The sequence below is a fragment of the Sphingobacteriaceae bacterium GW460-11-11-14-LB5 genome (assembly GCA_002151545.1).
Taxonomy (GTDB): Bacteria; Bacteroidota; Bacteroidia; order Sphingobacteriales; family Sphingobacteriaceae; genus Pedobacter.
Genome location: CP021237.1, coordinates 5,188,592 through 5,210,201 on the forward strand (window position 1 = coordinate 5,188,592; position 21,610 = coordinate 5,210,201).

Below are 21,610 nucleotides of genomic sequence, written 5' to 3' on the forward strand. Positions count from 1 at the left end.
TTGTGCCTTGAACATCCGCGATTTAATAAACCGATACAAAACCGACGATAGGGTAACTCAATTTACCAAAGCGTTGAACAGCAGCAAAAACCCAAAAATACAATTAAAGGGATTGGTGGGTTCGGCTGACGCTATCGTTGCACTTTCTTCTTATTTCCTGTTACATAAGCCCATCCTGTTCGTTTTGCCCGACAGGGAAGAGGCCGCTTATTTTCAATCCGACCTTGAAAGCGTATTGGATAAGCAGGTTTTATTGTTCCCCTCCTCTTACCGCAAATCTTTCGATTTTACCCAGGTAGATACCGCAAATGTGCTGGCCCGGGCAGAGGTATTGAATGAGCTGAACCACGATTCGGAATACGGAAAAATTGTAGTTTCTTACCCCGAAGCCATTGCCGAAAAGGTAATTGACCGGTCTGCTTTAGAAAAAAACACGTTAGAAATTAGTTTAGGTGCTAAATTGGGCATCGATTTTATCAATGAATTTTTGATTGATTACGATTTCGACAGAAGAGACTTTGTTTATGAACCAGGGCAGTTTTCTATCCGTGGTGGTATTGTAGATATATTTTCTTTTTCTTCTGATTTACCCTACCGTATTGAGTTTTTTGGCGATGAGGTAGAAAGTATCAGAAGTTTTGAAATAGAAAGCCAGTTGTCGGTTGAAGATGTTAAATCGTTAACCATTGTACCCAACGTACAGGCCAAGTTTTTAACCGAAAGCAACATCAGCATTCTCGATTACATTGATCAGGATACACAGCTTTGGTTTAAGGATGTAGAGTTTACGCTCGATATTATTAAAGCGGGTTTTAAAAAAGCGGTTGAGCTGTGGAAAGCCCTTCCAGCGGCAGATAAAAACCAAAATCCCGAATGGATTGATCCTAAATTCGCCTTTACTGACGAAAAATTATTGGGTGATCATCTTCAGGATTTTCCGATTATCGAATTCGGCAAGCAGTTTTTTTATAAAACCGACGACCGTTTTGAGTTTGAAACCAAGCCGCAGCCATCGTTTAATAAAGATTTCAATCTCCTGATCCATAACCTTAAGGAAAACGAAAAAGAAGGCATTGTTAATTTTATTTTTACTGATTCGCCAAAACAGATTGAGCGTTTATATGCCATTTTAGAGGATATCGATAAAACCGCCAAGTTTACGCCAATCAATAGTATGCTGCGCGAGGGTTTTGTAGATCCGCAGATCCAAACGGCATTTTATACCGATCACCAGATTTTCGACCGTTATTATAAATATAAACTTAAAAAGGGTTATCAGAAAAGTCAGGCCATTACCCTGAAAGATCTTCGCGAACTAAAATCCGGAGATTATGTTACCCACATCGATCACGGGATTGGCAAATACGCCGGATTGGAAAAAGTAGAGGTAAATGGCAAAACCCAGGAAATGATCCGTTTAATTTATGCAGATAACGACCTGCTTTATGTAAACATCAACTCCTTAAACCGCATCGCCAAATACAGTGGCAAAGAAAGTGGTGTGCCCAAGATGAATAAACTGGGGACCGATGCCTGGGACAAGCTAAAAAAAACCACTAAAAAAAAAGTTAAAGATATCGCTCGGGACCTGATCAAGTTATACGCTTTGCGCAAAACCCAGGCCGGAACGGCATTTTCACCAGATAGCTATTTACAGACCGAACTGGAGGCTTCTTTTATTTACGAAGACACCCCCGATCAGTTAAAGGCTACCCAGGATGTAAAAAAAGATATGGAATCGCCACACCCAATGGATCGTTTAGTGTGTGGTGATGTAGGCTTTGGAAAAACAGAGATCGCCGTGCGTGCAGCATTTAAAGCGGTGGCAGAAGGTAAACAGGCCGCTATTCTGGTGCCTACCACTATTCTGGCTTTACAGCATTTTAAAACCTTCTCTTCGCGCTTAAAAGATTTTCCGGTTACGGTTGATTACATTAACCGTTTTAAAACCAGTAAGCAGATTAAAGACACACTCGCTGAAGCCGCCGCCGGTAAGGTTGACATTTTAATCGGCACACACCGTTTGCTGAGCAAGGACGTGAAGTTTAAAGATCTCGGCATCATGATTATTGATGAAGAGCAAAAATTTGGTGTTACCGCAAAAGAAAGATTAAAAGCGGTACGTGTAAATGTCGATACTTTAACACTTACGGCTACGCCGATTCCGAGAACGCTACATTTTTCTTTAATGGGTGCAAGGGATTTATCCATCATCAGTACACCACCACCTAACCGCCAACCGGTGAGTACGGAATTACATGTTTTTAACGATAAGCTGATCCAGGAAGCCGTTCAATTCGAATTGGATCGTGGCGGGCAGGTTTTCTTTATCCACAACCGCGTAAACGACCTGATGCAGTTGGGAGGGTTAATCCAGAAACTGGTCCCAAAAGCAAGGATAGGTATAGCCCACGGTCAGCTAGATGGCGATCAACTGGAAGATGTAATGCTCGATTTTATTAATGGAGAAAAAGATGTTTTAGTGGCTACCACGATTATCGAAGCTGGTTTAGATATCCCAAATGCCAATACCATTATCATTAACCATGCACATATGTTTGGTTTGAGCGATCTGCACCAAATGCGTGGCAGGGTAGGCCGGAGCAACAAGAAAGCCTTCTGTTATTTGCTTTCGCCACCATTATCTACTTTAACTTCTGAAGCCCGAAAGCGCTTAAGCGCTATTGAAGAGTTTTCTGATCTGGGAAGTGGTTTTAACGTAGCCATGCGCGATTTGGATATCCGTGGAAGTGGAAATTTATTGGGCGCCGAACAGAGCGGTTTCATTGCCGAAATCGGTTTTGAGATGTACCACAAAATTTTGGACGAAGCCATCCAGGAATTAAAAGAAGCTGAATTTAAAGGCCTCTTCGAAAATGAGCCTGCGCGTCCGTTTGTAGGTTTTACACAAGTAGATACCGACTTGGAACTATATATTCCTGATGCTTACATCACCAATATTACCGAGCGTTACAATTTATATACCGAACTTTCTAAACTCGATAACGAGGCCGAACTGGCCATTTTTGAAAAACATCTGGCCGATCGTTTCGGACCGGTTCCTTCACAGGTGAAAACCATGCTGAGCGTGGTACGCCTGCAGTGGCTGGGTAAAAAATTGGGCTTCGAGAAAATCAGTTTCAAGAAAAATAGTTTGCGCGGTTATTTCTTAAGTGATAAACAATCGGCTTATTTCGACTCGAATACTTTCACCAGGATTTTAACCTTTGCTCAAAATCACCCTAGGATGTGTAATTTAAAAGAGGTAAAAAACACTTTAAGAATAGCCTTCGATAATATAAGTACCGTTGAGGAAGCGATTGAAACTTTAGAATTGATTGATTAAAAACATTAATTGAGTCAGTCGGTTGACTGAATTAACGTTAATTGAGTCAGTCTATTGACTGAATTAACGTTTTTTACTACATTTGGCTTAATGGAAAGTCAAATTATTAGATCTTTGAAGCCTATTATCCTCAATAAAATTGGGAAAAATAAGGTCATATTAATTTTCGGGACAAGGAGAGTAGGCAAAACCTGGCTAGTGGAAAGCATTATTAAAGATGCCAACATCAACCATCTTTCTTTAAATGGAGAAGATCAGGATGTACAGGTATTACTATCTACCCTTACTGCGGCTAACTATAAAAGAGTTCTGGGAGATGCCAAATTACTCATTATTGATGAAGCTCAGGTTATACCAGAAATCGGTAAAGTATTGAAATTGCTTATCGATACCTTTAAAGACCTTACGATTATTGCAAGCGGATCGTCTACTTTTGATCTTTCTAACCAAACAGGCGAGCCGCTAACGGGAAGAAGTTTAACCTATTATCTTTATCCAATAGCACAGGTTGAATTGAATAAGCAGGAAAATGCTTTACAAACCGCGCAAAACCTGGAAGAACGTTTAATTTTTGGTTCGTACCCAGAGTTATTCCATTTAAATTCAATAACAGAAAAAGCACAATATTTAACAGAGCTGGTTAAATCATACTTGTTAAAGGATATTCTGATGTATGAGAATATTCAGAATAGCGCTAAATTATTAGAATTATTAAAACTTATCGCCTACCAAGTGGGCTCAGAAGTTTCTATAGATGAGATTTCGCGCAACCTGGGCATCAGTAAAAATACTGTTGACCGTTATCTCGATTTACTTTCAAAGGTTTTCATCATCTATAAAGTTGGTGGATATAGCAATAACTTACGTAAAGAAATTACAAAATCTTCAAAATGGTACTTCCATGATAATGGCATCCGCAATGCAATAGTTAATGATTTCAGGTTAATTGCACTCCGGAACGACCAAGGGCTTTTATGGGAAAATTATTGTTTTAGTGAGCGTATAAAAAAAATGGAATACGAACAACACAATGCCACTTACTACTTTTGGAGAACCTATGACCAGCAGGAAATTGACCTAATAGAAGTAAAAAACGGAGAAATTTTAGCTGCCGATTTTAAATGGGGGAACCAAAAGAAAAAAATACCAGGCTTTTTTGCCAAAAATTACCCAGAAGCCACATTTTCTGTAATTAACAAAGAGAATTATTTAGACTTTATATTATAAATGTTAGACCCCGCCTTATTGCTCGATTTAGTGAAGATGCAAATGCCTTATGGAAAATATAAAGGTTATCTGATCTGCAATATCCCTGAAAGTTATTTGCTTTGGTATAAAGACAAAGGCTTCCCGAAAGGAAAATTGGGCGATTTAATGGCTACCATGTTCGAAATACGGGTGAATGGATTAGAGTATCTGTTAACACCATTGAAGAATCAAAATCGATAGTTAAGAATGATAGGTTAATGCGAACATTTATTCCGGGCTATTGTCTTCCCAAACCAAAAAGTGATAGTGGCAGATATAGAGGAATCGTCATTCCCAACTTGATTGGGAATCGTAATGCCTTAGTAGGGTCGCAGGTTGCATTAAGATTCCCGCCTGCGCGGGAAAGACGACCGTTTTGAATAGATCTCTCCATTGCGCTACGCTGCAGTCGAGATGACGACTAATCTGTAAAAACCGCAGATCAAAATGGCTTTCGCAAAAAATTTGCGGCGATCAGCGTAATCTGCGGGAAACAAATCTATATCGCACAACCATTCTCATCACAAACCGCATCATCATTTTTGTTTAATGAAGTCAGTGTTGTTTTGGGTTGAGCTTCTTTCCACTCCGTAAAACTTTGGGTAAGTGCATCGGTAAAAGCCTGAACAGGTTGGGCACCCGAAACGCCGTACTTGCGGTCCATTACAAAATAAGGTACACCGCGGATCCCTAAATTCTGACTTTCATAAATATCATAGCGAACAGCCTCGGCAAATTGATCTCCCTTTAAAACTTCTTCTGCCTCTGTGCGATCCAAGCCAATTTCTACTGCAAGATCAACCAAAACATCGGTTTCGCCGATATTTTTGCTGTTTACAAAATGAGCTTCAAACAGTTTCTCTTCGGCTAAATCCTGAAGCTTATGTTTTGCGGCCAAATGGATCAAACGGTGTGCATTAAAGGTATTTGCAGGGATATTGGTATCAAAATCGATGGTTAAACCGGCATTTGCAGCCATATCAACCACTTGTTTGGTCATTTGTTTGGCTTGTTCAACAGGCATTCCTTTGCTTCGCGAAAGGTAATCGTATACCGTTTCATTATTGGTATTATGGTATTCAGGGTTGAGCTGATAACTTTTCCAATCCACTTCAATTTCATTTTTGAACGGCAATTTTTCTATCGCCTGTTCAAAATGTCTTTTCCCGATATAGCAAAACGGACACATTACGTCCGACCAGATTTCTACTTTCATAACACAAAATTAAGGTGATTATACTTGCCCATAGTAAGGACAAAGTAAAAAGCCACTATCGTTCAGGATAGTGGCTTTGATATTATTATAGAATTGACATCCTGAGCCTGTCGAAGAACCGCCATAAATGCGTTTTTTCGCGTTTCGACTACTTGTCCCGATTCTTCGGGAAGCTCAACCTGACAAATTCGAGTAATTATAGATCGGATGATTTGTACAACTGGTTAAATATCAGTTTAAAAGTGCCATGCGTTTGTGCCCTGAAAGCAATTTCTGGCCCGAAAGCAAGCAATTTGCCTTTACCAACCTTAGCTTCAAAAGCGGTTACCCCGTCCTGCAGGTAAGCCTGGCCCCAGGCCCAGCCGCTGCGTAATGGTGTCGCATTTTCGAACCACATTAAAGGTTTAATCTTTCCGGCTACCATAGCATCGCCAGTGAGTTTAAAAACAGGACTATTGTCGAAGTATACATCTGCTTCTTTTTCCATGCCCCAATTGGTTGGTAAAGTATTATCAACACCAACGTTTAAAACACTTCCCGGAACATAATATTTTTCAGCAGGTAACCGCTTTTCCTCTCCATTTACAATTTCGACCATTGCATTTCGAACAGGGAGGTTTAAATGATAGGCTAAATTGGTACTACTACCAATGGTTACAATATTCCCACCGGCTTCTAAAAATTTCTTTAATTCAGGGATCGATTTATCTGCCGTAATCCTACCCAAACGATTTCTAAACTCCTGAGGGATTTCTTCTGCTTTTGGTCCGAAAGATCTGTTTCCAAACCCTCCGCCCTGAACAGCAGGTATTGCTCCGCCCACAAAAACAATTACATCGTATTTAGATTTTAAATTGCCCGCATCAATATCCTGTGGATAAATTACTGTTGCGTTATAATGGTATTGCTCCATTAAAAAGCGCACCCAACCCGAAGCCATAGAACCTCCATAGGTGTCCCAAAGGGCAATTCTTCCAGCAGAAATTTTAATTTTATCTTTTGGTACAGCTGCGCTTTTTAATTTGATATTCGCTTTTTCCAATATGGATTTCCCTGCCGATGAAACATAAAAATCGCCATTCTCCGTCGAACGATACACCTCAACTTTGTTTTTCAATAAGTCGTTTACTGCAGTATAAGAATCGTTTTGCGCCGCACTCAATACATAACCCGATCCATTTGGCAATTTATGCTCAAATTTCAATAAAGCACCATAAGGATTTCTCTCAAACGGCCCTGAAAAATCGTTGAGAATCCGATCGAACTTCACATCCATTAAATAAGCCAGGGTCCATCCTGCAGCATCATATGGTGGAATTGGTGCACCTCCCTCGTATTTAAAATCGTTCGGATGATCCTGAGGCTCGAACATATCCAAAACATGTGGACGAAACGCCTGATCGGTTTTAACCACATAACTTCCGGCAGGATAATTTTTGCCGGCAACAGTAAACGGAGCCGTCGCTTTTTGAACTACAATACCTGTCCTGATCAAAGCATTTAAAAACTTAACAGCAGAATTGAAGTCTGGCTGATCGGCTGATAAAATATATCCCCGTGGATCTCTGTTTACCGGTGCTTTCATTACGGTATCAAAAGCTTTCATGCTAATTTGCCGTCTTGCACCAAAATCGGTATCGCCCCCAGCAACCGAAGCACCTTTTTCGCCTTTAGCAGCATTATTAATGGCCTCTATTTTTTTTGGAGAAAAAGACCAGGTATCTTTCTTACCCCGCTCAATAGAATTTCTGCCCATCTGGTAAATATTAAACAGCAATTCATCGCGGTAACGTTGTGCATAATTTAAAACGGCATAATTTAACGATACCGAATAATCGATCGAGTTTTTAAAGTACCATTTCCTTGGGGTAATTGGGTTTGGTGAATCGCCGTTCGGCAATAATCTCGAAGGAACTAGTGGAATTTCAGCAGGTGTAGGGTTCCCGATAATTTCAGTTAACAGCCCAATCATGTTATGAAAATAGGTGGTGGTTCTTAGTCCACCATTGTACCAGGTAGAATAAACAGATCCCCCTCGCTGGGTATAACCAGGTTTGTTTTCTACGTTCATCCTATTGTGCATGGCCGCACCAACAGCATCTAAACTGGTTAACAGGGTTGGGTCGAAAACATAATTGAACGGGTCGCGGTAGGGTGGACCTGCCACAACGGTTCCCGCCGGACCAGCCTGATGGTGGTTATACATAATCTGCGGGATCCATTCAACAAAAAGCTGGCGTCCAATATTCTGCGTTTCTTTAAGGTTGAGCATAAAGAAATCGCGGTTGTTGTCGTGCCCTGCATATTTTTCATACAAAACAGGCAAGCCTGAGGTTGTTCTTTTCTTGGGATCTTTCTCTCGCATATACCAATTGCTCACCAGTTCTTGCCCATCAGGATTGGCATGGGTAAACAAGATGATTACATTATCCAAAATACGAAGGGTTTCAGGATCCTTTCTGGAGGCAAACTCATAAGCGGTTTCGATTAGCTGATGTGCACCCACTACCTCGTTTGCATGCAAGCCACCATCTATCCACACTACCGCTTTGCCTTCCTGGGCTAATGCTTTTGCCTGCTCAGGTGTAATTTCAGCATGCGCCAGTTGTTGCGAAATTTCCTTATAACGGTCTAATTTCTTCAGGTTTTCCGGTGAAGAAACAATCAGCATATACTGGCTTCTGCCTTCTTCGGTTTTACCGATATCAACCAGTTTAATGCGGTCAGAACTTGCCGCGAGTTTCTTAAAGTAAGCTTCAGTTTGGGTATAATTGGCCAGTTGGTAATCGTCGCCGATATCAAAACCAAAATGCGCCTTTGGCGTTGGTACTTCCTGTGCCAGCACCGCACAGCTATTTACCATTAAAAAAGCAATACAAAGCCTTTTAAAGTAGATTTTTATCATAATAAGGGTTTAGTTAGGTAATCAAATATAATAGAGAATAAGCTCCAAAAACGGCTTGCTGTAAATTTGTTACAAGTTTTAAATCCTAATCCATACATTTGCCCTGATGTAAGTTCTTAACTTTATTTTTCATCAACCGATACAGGTTCCCGGAATTACACCCGGGATTAATAGGGAATCGTGTGCAAATCACGAGCTGTCGCGCAACTGTAAATTCTGTCTTTATTTAAAAGACAACGGTCTTATCATTCATGCCACTGTGCCGTTTACCGGTATGGGAAGGCGATAAGATCGGGAATAAGCCAGGAGACCTGCCTATATTGAATTGACGGTGCTTTCGCGTTATAAAGTAATTGGTCAGGTCTGATTGTACACCATAAAATTAAAATTTTATAGGCTTGCTTTAAGCTTTTGGCTGATGAGTAGGCGGGCTGTGCCATAACCTTTCCTTTTAATTTTTAACATAAAGTATTACAAAATATTGCTTGAGGGCTTTTAAACGATTTATTTACTTAATCTTTAAAAGAGATGCTAACGCAAAATCTGGGCTATCCGCGAATAGGTAGCCAAAGGGAATTAAAGAAAATCTGCGAAAATTACTGGGCAGATAAAACTGGGTACAAAAATGTGCTTCAGGTGGGAAAAAACATTCGCCACGAAAACTGGAACCTTCAAAAAGAAGCTGGAATTGATGTTATTCCTTCGAACGACTTTTCTTTTTATGATCATGTGCTCGATCATTCTTTAACTTTTGGGGCCATCCCAAAAAGGTACAACGAAGTAATCCTGAAAAAAGGAAATTCTGAGCTTGATCTTTATTTTGCCATGGCCAGGGGTTATCAAAAGGAGGGATTGGATGTAGTAGCCATGGAAATGACCAAGTGGTTCGACACCAATTATCATTACATTGTTCCTGAATTTTATAAAGACCAGCCTTTTAAACTTTTCTCTACTAAAGTGATCGATGAGTTTTATGAGGCGAAACAATTGGGTATTACGACCAAGCCTGTTTTAATCGGTCCGGTTTCTTACCTTTTATTAGGAAAAGAAAAAGAAGCTGGCTTTGAAAAAATCGACCTGATCAAAAATCTCCTTCCGGTTTATATTGAGATTTTATCCCGGTTAGATGCTTTGGATGTAGAATATGTTCAGTTTGATGAGCCCTTTTTGACCCTAGATCTTACCGATAAAGACAAAAAAGCTTACGAATATGTTTATAAAGAGATCAGAAAGACTTTCCCAAGGCTAAAAATTGTTTTGGCTACTTATTTCGAAGGTTTGGGCAATAATTTAGCCCTAACGACTTCATTACCGGTAAATGTTTTACATATCGATCTGGTACGTGCTGAAGATCAATTATCGGCTGTTTTGGCTTCATTAAAAGAAGAGACCATCCTTTCGTTAGGTTTGGTAGACGGAAGAAATATCTGGAAAAACGATTTCGAAAAATCCGTTTCAATCATTAATCAAGTGGTAGAAAAAAGAGGATTAGATAAAGTTTGGATCGCTCCATCTTGTTCACTAATCCACTCACCGGTTGATTTAGACAATGAAACCAATGAGCAAAATCTTTCAGCAGAAATTAAACAATGGCTGGCTTATTCGAAACAAAAAATTTCGGAGCTAGCGACCTTAAAAAAGCTAATTACCAACGAAAGCCCTGCATCTACCCTGCAAAAACTGGAGGAAAACAAAATTGCCATTGCTAACCGCAAAGTTTCTAAAATCATCCATAACCCCGAAGTAAAAGAACGTGTATTAGGTTTAAAGGCGCAGGATGCAGAGCGTTTAAGTCCATTTTCAAGCAGAAAAATTAAGCAACAGGAACTTAATCTCCCTATTTATGCCACTACCACCATCGGATCGTTTCCGCAAACAGCAGAAGTAAGAAGCTGGAGGGCCAAACTTAAAAACGGAACTTTTACCGTGGAAGAATATGATGATCTGATCGCCAAAGAAACAGCAAAAGCCGTAAACTGGCAGGAAGAAATCGATCTGGACGTGTTGGTTCATGGCGAATTTGAACGTAACGACATGGTGGAGTATTTCGGCGAGCAACTGGATGGGTTTGCTTTCTCTAAAAATGGCTGGGTACAGAGTTATGGCTCACGCTGTGTAAAACCACCGATCATTTTTGGTGATGTTTCGCGCCCTAAACCCATGACCGTAAAGTGGACGGCCTATGCACAGTCGCTTACCTCGAAATACATGAAAGGGATGTTAACAGGTCCGGTAACGATTTTACAATGGTCGTTCGTCCGTAACGATCAACCAAGATCCGAAACCTGCACGCAAATTGCCCTGGCCATCCGTGATGAGGTTTGCGACCTGGAAAATGCAGGGATAAAGATCATTCAGATTGACGAGCCCGCCATCAGGGAGGGTTTACCATTACGCAAAGCCGATTGGCAAAACTATTTGAATTGGGCAGTTAAAGCCTTTAAAATTTCGGCCAGTGGCGTGAAAGACGATACACAGATCCACACGCACATGTGTTACTCCGAGTTTAACGATATCATCCAAAACATTGCCGATATGGATGCAGATGTGATCACCATTGAAACTTCACGGTCGCAGATGGAATTGTTAGACGCTTTTGCCGATTTTAAATATCCAAATGAAATTGGCCCGGGTGTATACGATATCCACTCTCCAAGGGTTCCGAAGCGGGAAGAAATGGTTCAGTTACTCAAAAAAGCAAAGGCTGTTATTCCTCCCGAACAACTCTGGGTAAACCCTGATTGTGGTTTAAAAACCCGTGGTTGGGACGAAACCAAAAAGGCTTTAATAGAAATGGTCGAGGCCGCGAAAGAGATGCGTAAAGCCGAAGAGGTTTTGGCTGCAGCTCTTCAGGCGAATTAACCCTGCTTATTTTTGCTACGGAAACACGGATTTTTCTATTCCTGTTATCCATAGCGAAGCTTTACTTTGACAACTTTCTAATAAAGAAAGTTGTCAAAGCTTTTTACAGCACCTATATTTAACCCATGACCCTAGAAGAAAGAATAGAAAATTCTAAAACCAGCATTTTTAAAGCCGTTTTCCCTAATACAACCAATCATTACGATACCCTTTTCGGAGGCACCGCCATGCACTTAATGGATGAGGTTGCTTTTATTACCGCAACCCGATTTAGCCGTCAGATTATGGTTACTGTAAGCAGCGACCGGATAGATTTTAAAAAACCAATCCCGGCAGGCACTATTGTAGAGCTTATCGGTAAGGTAAACCATGTGGGAAATACCAGTTTAAAGGTTAATGTAGAAATTTATATCGAGCAGATGTATGCTGAAGGAAGAGAGTTGGCCGTACATGGCGATTTTACTTTTGTGGCCATTGATGAAAATAAAAAACCGGTTCAGGTAATTAAATAATCTTATAAGCTTTGGCCAAAAAGATGTAAAAATCATACCGCCGGAATCTTTAAATTTGATTATGGAACAGCAACTTTCTGAGGAAGACTTAAAAAATATTGCCAGGCAATTGGCTTGTCCCGAAGGCGAACACGGCATTAAAACAGGTGAAATGATGCATGCCAATAATATCGGCATGACGACCGCTGCAATTGATTCACTTGATCTTCAAAACAATGAAACTGTTTTAGAAATCGGTCATGGCAACGGCGGACACATCGCTCAATTATTATCAAAAGCCGAAAACCTCCATTATTTTGGTGCCGATATTTCACCAACCATTATTGCTGAAGCCAGGAAGATCAATCAGGATTTCATAACAAAAGGAAAGGTTCACTTTCAGCTAACAGATGGCATTACATTGCCTTTTGATGATTATCGGTTTGATAAAATTTTTACGGTTAATACAATATACTTCTGGACAAATCCCAGCGAATACCTTAACGAAATTAAGCGAATATTAAAACCTAAGGGCACTTTTTCTATAGGTTTTGCTGATAAAACTTTCATGCAAAACCTCCCTTTTACCCCTTATGGCTTTACACTTTACGAAGTAGAAACCGTAAAAGAATTATTAGAAAAAGCAGGTCTTACCATTAAAAATACCCTTAAAAAATTAGAGCAGGTACAAAGTAAAACCGGCGAACAGCTGGAAAGGGAATATTACATTGTAACGGCTACTGCATAAAAAAAACATCATTGTCCTGCTTTGTAATGAGGATCTCATTCATCCCCGTTGCAAATGAGGGCGATAATAAGTTCAATTTTAATACAAAATCAGGTACAGATAAGCATAAACTACTGGAGCTGCCAGTAACAAGCCATCAAAACGATCTAACAAACCACCGTGGCCGGGTAATAAACCACCACTATCTTTCGTATCCAGGCTCCTTTTAAGCATCGATTCTACTAAATCGCCCAGTGTACCAAAGCAGGCAATCAATACAGCCATACCAATCCAAACCCAGGCAGGACTTTCGGTAAACAGAAATGATAAACCAAAAGCAACCAAAACACTGGTAAACATGCCTCCGAAAAAACCTTCCCAGCTTTTCTTTGGCGAGTGGCGCTCGAACAATTTGCGTTTACCATATTTTACGCCGAAAAGATATGCGCCTGTATCATTTGCCCAAAGCATCAGTAAAAATGCCAGGGGAAGATGAAAATTGTATTCGCTCCAGTTTTTTAAAAAACCCAGCGCATGAAAAAAACAGAAAGGAATGGTTACATAAACAAAGCCCACAAAAGTGTAGGAGATATTGGCGAATGGAATTTTGTTCTTTTTATATAACTCCGTAATAAAAACCGAGAAAATTAGCGGGATACAAAGCAAAAGGTATTTAACATCGTATTTGAGGTAGTGTAAACCTGCAGCCATTAAAAATATTAATGAGCTAGCCGCCAAACCAATATTGCGGTGTGGCCTGATTCCAGCGTTTTTAATCAGCTTATAAAACTCAAACAAAGCCAAAACACTTAAAACAAGATAAAAAATAGTAAAAGTATAACTCCCCAGTAAAATGGAGCCAAGCATTACAATGGTAAAAAAGAAAGCGGTTATTGCCCTGGTTTTCATTTAAGGTAAGAGGTAAAGGGTGTAAGGTTTAAGGTCATTATTACTACTCAATTTCGTTTTCAACGATGTATTCTATGGCTTTATCGAAATCTACCTTGTTCACCAAAACATTTATTTCGCCAATATTATAGGCCGAGAGCTGTTTATTCATCGTTACTGCCGGAATCCCGGCTTCTGTTAATCCCTGTTTTAATACCTCGGCCGCAAAGGCATCGCTGGTGGTATATACTTTAACCCAATTTTCGCTCACGTGTTGCGCTATCTTTAAAAAATTTAAACAAAGCTATGGTAATTATTGCACTAATTAAATAGCCATACCATGGAAAACCGATTGGTTCATCCGCTTTATCCAGTGGCATATGGTGTTTCTGCATATAAAAAGCCGCACAAACCGCATAAGCATTATTTATAAAGTGCGCCAGCATGGCATACCAGATGCTTCCGCTAAAATAATACAGGTAACCAAATCCTGCGCCCAATAACATACGGGGTACAAAACCATAAAACTGCACATGGATGGCACTAAAAATAATGGCTGATAACCAGATAGCCACATGGGGATTCTCAAAAGCCCTGTTTAACGATCGCTGCACGCCTCCACGAAACATCAGTTCTTCACCAACTGCAGGTATAACGGCAATCATGATGAGGTTTACAATAAAGTCGAAATTACTGCGTACGGTGATCAATTGAATGGTCATTTTCATTGCAATAGCCTCCTTTTCCTTCATCCACTGTTCTATCTGATGCAAAAAATCAGGCAAAACCATTTTCTGGTTCCAGATCACCGTCCACTCCATAAATGGCATACTCAGGATCATAATAGCGAGAACCAGCACAACCAATAAGAATTTTGGTTGCCTGAAAAGATAAAATTCGGTTACTTTTTTCCGCTCTGTTAAAGCCAGGGCGATTGGAGGTAAAATAAATGTTCCGATGGAACTTAATATTTGTATCACTTTAAAACCACCAATATACTTAGGATCACCAGCTAAAAGCATGTCCAGATTACTTACTATTCCTAAGCCATACATCATTAAAACGATGGCAATAGCCAGGATCCCAAATACAAGCCCGCCTATAACTGCGTAAAATAAAAGTAAAAGTAATTGTAAGAAAGGATTGATTTCCTCCTTGTTAGGTGTTACAAAATTCATTATTTGTACCTTTGTATGTTTTATTAATCGTTGAAGATAGAAAATGTCTGTTAAGATAGGAAATATAGATTTAGGTGAGTTCCCGTTATTGCTGGCTCCAATGGAGGATGTAAGCGATCCGCCATTCCGTTATGTATGCAAAAAAAACGGAGCTGATATGATGTATACCGAATTTATTTCTTCGGAGGGTTTGATCCGTGATGCTGCAAAAAGCATACAAAAGCTTGATATTTTCGAGTACGAAAGACCAATTGGTATCCAGATTTTTGGTGGCGATATCGATCACATGAGAGAAGCATCAGAAATTGCCTCTGCTGCAGGACCCGATCTCGTAGACATCAATTATGGCTGTCCGGTTAAAAATGTAGTATGTAAAGGCGCAGGTTCCAGCCTGTTACAGGATATTGATAAAATGGTAAAAATGACCGAAGCGGTAGTTAAAGCTTCACATTTACCTGTTACAGTTAAAACCCGCCTGGGTTGGGACGATAACACCAAAAACGTTTACGAAGTGGCCGAGCGCCTTCAGGATGTGGGCATCCAGGCCCTTACCATTCATGGCAGAACAAGAGCACAGTTATATAAAGGCGAGGCCGACTGGTCGCTTATCCGCGAGATTAAACGCAATCCACGCATCAAAATCCCCATTTTTGGTAATGGGGATGTAGACAGTCCTGAAAAAGCAGCTAACTGGCGCATGGAATATGAGATAGATGGCATTATGATTGGTCGTGCTGCAATTGGTTATCCATGGATTTTCCGCGAGGTAAAACACTTTTTTAAAACAGGCGAGCACCTTGCCGGACCAACTATTGAAGAACGTATTGAAGTTTGCCGTACACACTTAGATAAATCGCTGGAATGGAAGGGTCCTAAAACAGGAATTTTCGAAATGCGCCGCCATTATGCCAACTATTTTAAAGGCCTGCCAGATTTTAAACCTTACCGTATGCGTTTGGTGGCCGAGCCAGATATCAACAACATTTACAGTATTTTAGAAGAAGTGGCAGAAAAATTTGCCGACTACGATGCCACTAAAGTACTGGCTTGATTTTTGAAAGGTTTTTTTATACATTCGTAAATCATCATGGTTACAGCTATCACAGACGGGGTTAAAGTTTCAGTTGAAACAGTTTACCAGCCAGAATATTCAAATCCGGCCAACGAACATTATATGTTCGCTTATCGCGTAGAAATTTCTAATCTTTCTGATTATGCTGTGCAATTGATGCGCCGACAGTGGTTTATTTTCGACTCGAACAGTAGCCGAAGAGAGGTAGAAGGTGAGGGTGTTGTTGGTTTACAACCCATTATCCAGCCTGGCGAAACGCATGTATATGTTTCTGGCTGTAATCTGAAAACCGATATGGGCAGCATGAAAGGTGCCTATTTAATGAAACGCGACATTGACGGATCTGAATTCGAAGTTGATATCCCAGAGTTTCAGTTAATCGCGCCTTATAAACTGAATTAATTCTTAGAAAAATCGTCATTTCGACTGAAGTGAAGCGAAATGGAGAAATCTCTGAAGCAAATTAGCTCTACAGGTGCCTCAACAATGCTGTAAACAGCAACCAATCTCTTTTATCTATTCTTTAGAAAAACAATTGCAGCATTCTATTTTAGTGTCAGTCCTGCTTTTTGTTTCAAGTCCTCGCTGCGCTGTGGGCTTTTCACGTCAATCAGGTTTAAAAGCAGTGACACTGCAATTATTAAAGCTTAACTCATCATGCAGGTAAAATCCTATTTCTGCACCCGGCTACCTCAAATAGTATAACTATCAGTGCCACCTAAACCCGATAGGAGCGAACACGAAGTAAAGCGGATAGCGGGACTGCATCAAACCGAAAAGCTTCCAAACCTGCTTTCCAAAAAAGAGAAAGTAAAGATTCTATTTTCCAAACCGATAAAAACCAAAAACGGCCAGGATTAACCCGGCCGCTCTGTGCTTTTCATAATTAAATATCTCTAATCTCTGCTTCTTCCAAAAAGCATCGATGCGTAATACAATAAATTGGCTAATGCACCTACAGCTGCTACCACATAAGTCATGGCTGCCCACCAAAGTGCATCTTTGGCCTGCGCATTTTCTTCTTGTGTTTGCATTACACCGTTATTGTTTTTTAGCCAGGCCAATGCACGGTTACTGGCATCAAATTCGACTGGCAGGGTAATGATACTAAAGATGGTTACCAATGCCAAACCGACTACACCAATAGCCAAAACAATTGGATTTCCGGTAAAACCGATCAGCAATACACCAATTAATAATACCCATTGTAAAAGATTAGATGATATACTTACCACCGGAACCATACTGCTTCTTAACTGTAACCAGTTATACGATTTCGCCTGTTGTACGGCATGTCCACATTCGTGGGCCGCTACAGCCGCGGCAGCAACGCTTCGGCTATAATATACATCTGTACTTAAATTAACGGTTTTATCTGATGGATTGTAATGATCTGTTAATTGTCCTTCGGTACTCATCACCTTCACGTCGTATATCCCATTATCATGTAACATTCTTTCTGCTACCTCTTTGCCCGATAAACCAGAGCTAAGTTGCATTTCTGCATATTTAGAAAATTTATTTCTAAATCGCCATTGTACAAACATGCTCAGCAATAATACCGGGATGATTAATATTAAATAAACTCCCATTTTCTTCTGTATGTTTTTCGCTTAGCATATATCAAAAAGCGTTCCCATATTATTTGAGTGTTAAAAAATGCTACATTTATACTATGCCAACAGCGTTTTCATATTGGGAAAAGGAGTCGTTTTTTACTTACGATATCATCATTATCGGCAGTGGAATTGTAGGTTTAAATGCGGCTATCCAGCTTAAAAAAACAGCGCCGACTTTAAAAATAGCCATACTGGAAAGGGGCTTTTTACCAAGTGGGGCCAGCACCAAAAATGCGGGTTTTGCATGCTTCGGTAGCATTTCTGAACTGATTGAGCAAGAAGAAAGTGCTGGCTTGGATGGCCTTGCATTACTTATAGAAAAACGCTGGAAAGGCCTGCTTAAACTGCGGAGTTTGTTGGGAGACAAAACCATTGATTACCAATGTTTAGGCGGCTATGAATTATTTAAAAAGGGTGACATTCTTTTGGCCGACACATGTGTATCCAAAATTGAACATTTTAACCGTCTCATTAACGATGTTATTGGTGAAGATGCTTTTGGCCTTGCCAATAAGAAGATTAGTGACTTTGGTTTTGAAGGCGTCAGCACTTTAATCGAAAACCAATACGAAGCACAGATTGATAGTGGTAAAATGATGTTTGCCTTAATTCAATACGCACAAAAAATTGGTGTTAGCCTTTTTAATAACTGTACGGTAGAAGAAGTTCATTCCGAAATATCCGGTTCGCGACTAATAACCAAAAATGGATCCTTTTTTTGCAAGCAACTGGTGGTCACCACAAATGCATTTATTAAAGATTTATTGCCCGATATTGATATTAGTCCGGGTCGTGGCCAGGTATTAATTACCAAACCCATTAAAGCGTTAAAAATAGCAGGTACCTTCCATTACGATAGCGGTTATTACTATTTCAGAAACATAAATAAAAGGATTTTATTAGGTGGTGGCCGAAATATTGATTTTAAAGCCGAAGAAACAACCGAGTTTGGTCAAACTGAACCGGTTCAGCTGGCACTGGAAGATTTATTGAAAAATGTAATCCTCCCTAAAGTTAATTATGAAATCGATTATCGATGGAGTGGTATTATGGCCTTTGGAAAAATTCTGGAACCATTCATAAAAGAGGTTAAGCCCAATATCTTTTGTGCTACGCGCTGCAATGGAATGGGCATAGCCATTGGTTCGCAAACAGGAGAAGATGTGGCCAGGCTTCTCCTGAATACATGGTAAGCTATCATTAAAATCTGCAATATCTGCCATTAACCAGCTGAATAATTACTTTTTAAGCATGGCCTGCATTTTTTCTATTTTACCTAAATAGTTATTATCCTTAACGATCCACCTTTTTACCTCGTTGCTCCAAATATTAAACTTTTTCACATCTGCTATGATGTAATACTGGTAAGCTATATTATAAGCCATATCGGCTTTAGCCGTTTCATCATCGCAATTCCTTATCGCATCGATGTAGGTAAGCTGCGCCTCCCTCATTTTTTTGGCCTGTGTGAGCCAAAAAATTTCCTGTTTATAGCTATCAGTATAATTGCCGTTAAAGGCTTTTATTTTACGCGTTTTTTGGGGACTTGAGACCGTTTCAGTAACAAAATCTCCCCCATCAAAATAAAAATGAGTATAGGTACCACTTGCTAAATTCTCGAACTTATCTGCTAATTTATACCTCTTCCATTTTTTGTAGGTTTGTGCCAGTTTACCATAACGGTCTCTACTATTATTTTTACCTATATATTCCAGCTCGCCTGGCGATTCCTCTACTTTAAGCTCAGCCAGTCTTTTAGCAGGAATAAGCGAAACTTTCATTTCAGTTGGTTCAATTCTACTCTTTACTTCAGCCGTATGTATTGGCAGATAAACATCATTTTCGATCGTAAAAGTCCCTTTCTGTTTAAAGCTAAGTCCTGCAGAATTATCCAGGTAAACATAACCAAATGTGTAGGGGGCACCGTCATCGAGTGATATGGCGATCCATTTGTTTTCGCAATCGATTAGCAGTTTGTTGAACTTTAGCCCATTCTGGGCTTTGGCGCCGACGGCGCATAGCAATAGCAGGATGAATAAATATTTCATTTTTCAAGTCATTTGTGTGTACTTAAATATAGAAATTTATTTACATACAAAACAGCTTGTGAAGCCGATGGAAAATGCGGTGGGTATTGCAATTGGTTCGCAAACAGGAGAAGGTGGCTACATCTTCTCCTGAATAAATGGTAAGCTATAATTTACCAGCCATCATTTTTATTTTATCTCTATAAATATCCTGAGGTATAATCCATCTGTTTATTTCTTTACACCAAAAATCGAATTTTTCTCTGTTTGCATTTTTATAATACTGGTACGTGATATTGTATGCCATATCTGCTTTAAATGCTTCATCACTACAATATATTAATGCGTGCAAATAGGTCTGTTCGGCCTCTTCCATTTTATTTGCCTGTGTAAGCATAAAAATATCCTTCTTATAGGCTTCTGCTTTTTTTGCATAATTGCCAAAGTTAGCCGTGGTTATTTCAAATGTTTTACGGATTTTTTTATTTTTATCAATTGGATCTTGTTCTATATAACTTGGAGCACCACGTTCTGTTTCTGATAACGCCAATACATATTTGGAAGCCACATTGTACTCTTTCCAACTGTTATATATTTGAATAAATTTGATGTAACGGTAATTCGTGTTGCTATTTCCAGCATAGTTTTTATACTTAGTGGGAAATTCTTCAACGGCCAATTCTTTTAATCTTTCAGCTGGAATAATAGCTACTTTAACTTCGGTTGGCTGAATCCTACTTCTCTGATTATCCACTGTTTTAGGCTTGTATATACCACTATCAATCGTGAATGATCCATAGCAATCAAAGGTAAGCCCTGCCGAATAATCCAGATATACAAAACCGTAGGCATAAGTGCTTTCACTATCAAGAGACATAGCGATCCACTTATTTTCACACTCCAGTAAACGTTTGTCGAATGTTAACCCATTCTGGGCTTTGGCGCCGACGGCGCATAGCAATAGTAGGATAAATAAATATTTCATTATCAAGTTATTTGTGTGTACTTAAATATAGAAATTTATTTAAACCAATTCAAAAATTACAATAACATGGATTGTATTTTTACTCCATTTACCGCCAAACACTTAGCACCTAACGCCAAGCGCTTACTTAAACACAATCGTCTTATTTCCACTCACAAAAACGCGGTCTTCAAAAATAAGTTCCAGGGCTTCTAACAATACTTTTTTCTCTATTTCTTTACCTGCACGAACCATTTCTTTCACCCCAAAGTTATGATCCACATGATTGGTATGTTGGGTAATAATCGGTCCTTCGTCCAGGTTATCGGTAACAAAATGGGCAGTAGCACCAATAATTTTTACACCACGTTCAAAAGCCTGACGGTAGGGATTGGCACCTATAAAAGCGGGCAAAAACGAATGATGGATATTGATGATTTTACCTGCATAATCTTTTACAAAATCAGCGGATAGAATTCGCATAAATTTGGCCAGCACCAAATAATCTACCCCGAACCGGTTGATAATTTCTTTTACTTCAGCTTCAAATGCACTTTTATCTTTATTCGTATGATCGACGTAAAAATAGGGAATACCCAATTTTTCAGTAAAATCCCTCAGGCTTTCATAATTACCAATTACACACCTAACATTGGCCCCTAAAGTTTTAAACTGATTTTTAATCAGTATCTCGGCTAAACAATGGTACTCTTTAGTGACCAAAACAGCAATCTGTTTTTCCTGCTGGGTAATTAAATTTACCTCGGCAGCATTGGGCAAATTTTCTAAAAGTTTTTCTCTTAATTTATCTGCATCCTCTAAATTTCCGGTACAGGCAATACGGGTAAAAAAAGATTTATTGGCTTCATCTACAAACTCGCGCATCGCAATAATATTCAATTGATGTGCAGCCAGCACCCGGGTAATATTTGTAACTAAACCAACTTGATCGGGGCAGGATATGAGGACTGTTAATGCATTCATTTATAATATACTAATGTTCAATTATATAAATTTTTTTCCGTTATACCCCATTCACAATAACTAAAAATTTTTGGTATATCTAT

At 39.5% G+C, this 21,610-nt stretch carries 18 protein-coding genes and 1 riboswitch; of the genes, 9 read left to right on the plus strand and 9 right to left on the minus strand.

The window, feature by feature from the left end:
• The first annotated feature begins 7 nt into the window (after positions 1-7).
• From CA265_21070 to CA265_21080, 3 genes are all read left to right on the plus strand, one after another.
• Positions 8-3,346, plus strand: a complete 3,339-nt coding sequence (locus CA265_21070) for a transcription-repair coupling factor (protein ID ARS42011.1) — start codon at positions 8-10, stop codon at positions 3,344-3,346.
• Positions 3,347-3,436: 90 nt separating this feature from the next.
• Positions 3,437-4,573 (plus strand): ATPase, encoded by a 1,137-nt coding sequence (locus CA265_21075; GenBank protein ARS42012.1) that lies wholly within the window; start codon positions 3,437-3,439, stop codon positions 4,571-4,573.
• Positions 4,574-4,795 carry a hypothetical protein gene (locus tag CA265_21080; protein ID ARS42013.1) on the plus strand — a complete coding sequence of 74 codons (222 nt, stop codon included), beginning with the start codon at positions 4,574-4,576 and terminating at the stop codon, positions 4,793-4,795.
• Positions 4,796-5,093: 298 nt separating this feature from the next.
• Here CA265_21080 and CA265_21085 read toward each other — a convergent pair whose 3' ends face one another.
• Both CA265_21085 and CA265_21090 read right to left on the minus strand, forming a co-directional pair.
• Positions 5,094-5,810: a disulfide bond formation protein DsbA gene (locus CA265_21085; protein ID ARS42014.1), complete on the minus strand. Its 717-nt coding sequence runs from the start codon at positions 5,808-5,810 to the stop codon at positions 5,094-5,096.
• 196 nt (positions 5,811-6,006) lie between these two features.
• Complete coding sequence (locus CA265_21090) at positions 6,007-8,715, minus strand: peptidase (GenBank protein ID ARS42015.1); 2,709 nt, start codon at positions 8,713-8,715, stop codon at positions 6,007-6,009.
• Between the two features lie 126 nt (positions 8,716-8,841).
• Positions 8,842-9,049: riboswitch (cobalamin riboswitch) on the plus strand.
• Between the two features lie 194 nt (positions 9,050-9,243).
• Here CA265_21090 and CA265_21095 point away from each other — a divergent pair.
• The 3 genes from CA265_21095 to CA265_21105 all read left to right on the plus strand — a co-directional run bounded on the left by CA265_21095 (position 9,244) and on the right by CA265_21105 (position 12,816).
• The gene (locus CA265_21095) at positions 9,244-11,577 is read left to right on the plus strand and encodes a 5-methyltetrahydropteroyltriglutamate--homocysteine S-methyltransferase (GenBank protein ARS42016.1); all 2,334 of its coding nucleotides are present in this window, start codon (positions 9,244-9,246) and stop codon (positions 11,575-11,577) included.
• Positions 11,578-11,702: 125 nt separating this feature from the next.
• Entirely contained in the window at positions 11,703-12,089 is a 387-nt protein-coding gene (locus CA265_21100) for an acyl-CoA thioesterase (GenBank protein ID ARS42017.1), read from the plus strand.
• Between the two features lie 61 nt (positions 12,090-12,150).
• A complete protein-coding gene (locus CA265_21105; GenBank protein ID ARS42018.1) occupies positions 12,151-12,816 on the plus strand; it encodes a 16S rRNA (cytosine(1402)-N(4))-methyltransferase in 666 nt (221 codons plus the stop codon).
• A gap of 78 nt (positions 12,817-12,894) precedes the next feature.
• Here the strand turns inward: CA265_21105 and CA265_21110 are convergent, their stop codons facing one another.
• Genes CA265_21110 through CA265_21120 form a run of 3 tightly spaced genes read right to left on the minus strand, consistent with a single transcriptional unit; the run spans position 12,895 to position 14,861 of the window.
• Positions 12,895-13,704, minus strand: a complete 810-nt coding sequence (locus CA265_21110; protein ID ARS42019.1) for a phosphatidate cytidylyltransferase — start codon at positions 13,702-13,704, stop codon at positions 12,895-12,897.
• A 43-nt stretch (positions 13,705-13,747) separates the two neighbouring features.
• Entirely contained in the window at positions 13,748-13,966 is a 219-nt protein-coding gene (locus tag CA265_21115) for a hypothetical protein (GenBank protein ARS42020.1), read from the minus strand.
• Positions 13,935-14,861 (minus strand): CPBP family intramembrane metalloprotease domain-containing protein, encoded by a 927-nt coding sequence (locus CA265_21120; protein ARS42021.1) that lies wholly within the window; start codon positions 14,859-14,861, stop codon positions 13,935-13,937. The genes CA265_21115 and CA265_21120 overlap by 32 nt, the downstream gene beginning before the upstream one ends.
• 43 nt (positions 14,862-14,904) lie before the next feature.
• Between CA265_21120 and CA265_21125 the strand changes: the two genes are divergently transcribed.
• Both CA265_21125 and CA265_21130 read left to right on the plus strand, forming a co-directional pair.
• Complete coding sequence (locus CA265_21125) at positions 14,905-15,912, plus strand: tRNA dihydrouridine synthase DusB (protein ARS42022.1); 1,008 nt, start codon at positions 14,905-14,907, stop codon at positions 15,910-15,912.
• Between the two features lie 36 nt (positions 15,913-15,948).
• Entirely contained in the window at positions 15,949-16,335 is a 387-nt protein-coding gene (locus CA265_21130) for a Co2+/Mg2+ efflux protein ApaG (GenBank protein ARS42023.1), read from the plus strand.
• A gap of 494 nt (positions 16,336-16,829) precedes the next feature.
• On the opposite strand, the gene CA265_21135 is transcribed toward CA265_21130, so the two are convergent.
• Positions 16,830-17,525 (minus strand): hypothetical protein, encoded by a 696-nt coding sequence (locus CA265_21135; GenBank protein ARS42024.1) that lies wholly within the window; start codon positions 17,523-17,525, stop codon positions 16,830-16,832.
• An 83-nt stretch (positions 17,526-17,608) separates the two neighbouring features.
• On the opposite strand from CA265_21135, the gene CA265_21140 reads away from it, so the two are divergent.
• On the plus strand, positions 17,609-18,745 hold the full coding sequence (locus tag CA265_21140) for an FAD-dependent oxidoreductase (GenBank protein ID ARS42025.1): 1,137 nt from the start codon (positions 17,609-17,611) through the stop codon (positions 18,743-18,745).
• A gap of 45 nt (positions 18,746-18,790) precedes the next feature.
• Here CA265_21140 and CA265_21145 read toward each other — a convergent pair whose 3' ends face one another.
• The 3 genes from CA265_21145 to CA265_21155 form a co-directional block, all read right to left on the minus strand.
• The gene (locus CA265_21145; protein ARS42026.1) at positions 18,791-19,600 is read right to left on the minus strand and encodes a hypothetical protein; all 810 of its coding nucleotides are present in this window, start codon (positions 19,598-19,600) and stop codon (positions 18,791-18,793) included.
• Positions 19,601-19,745: 145 nt separating this feature from the next.
• Complete coding sequence (locus CA265_21150; GenBank protein ID ARS42027.1) at positions 19,746-20,456, minus strand: hypothetical protein; 711 nt, start codon at positions 20,454-20,456, stop codon at positions 19,746-19,748.
• A 231-nt stretch (positions 20,457-20,687) separates the two neighbouring features.
• Positions 20,688-21,527, minus strand: a complete 840-nt coding sequence (locus tag CA265_21155) for a formyltetrahydrofolate deformylase (GenBank protein ID ARS42028.1) — start codon at positions 21,525-21,527, stop codon at positions 20,688-20,690.
• Between the last annotated feature and the right edge of the window lie 83 nt (positions 21,528-21,610).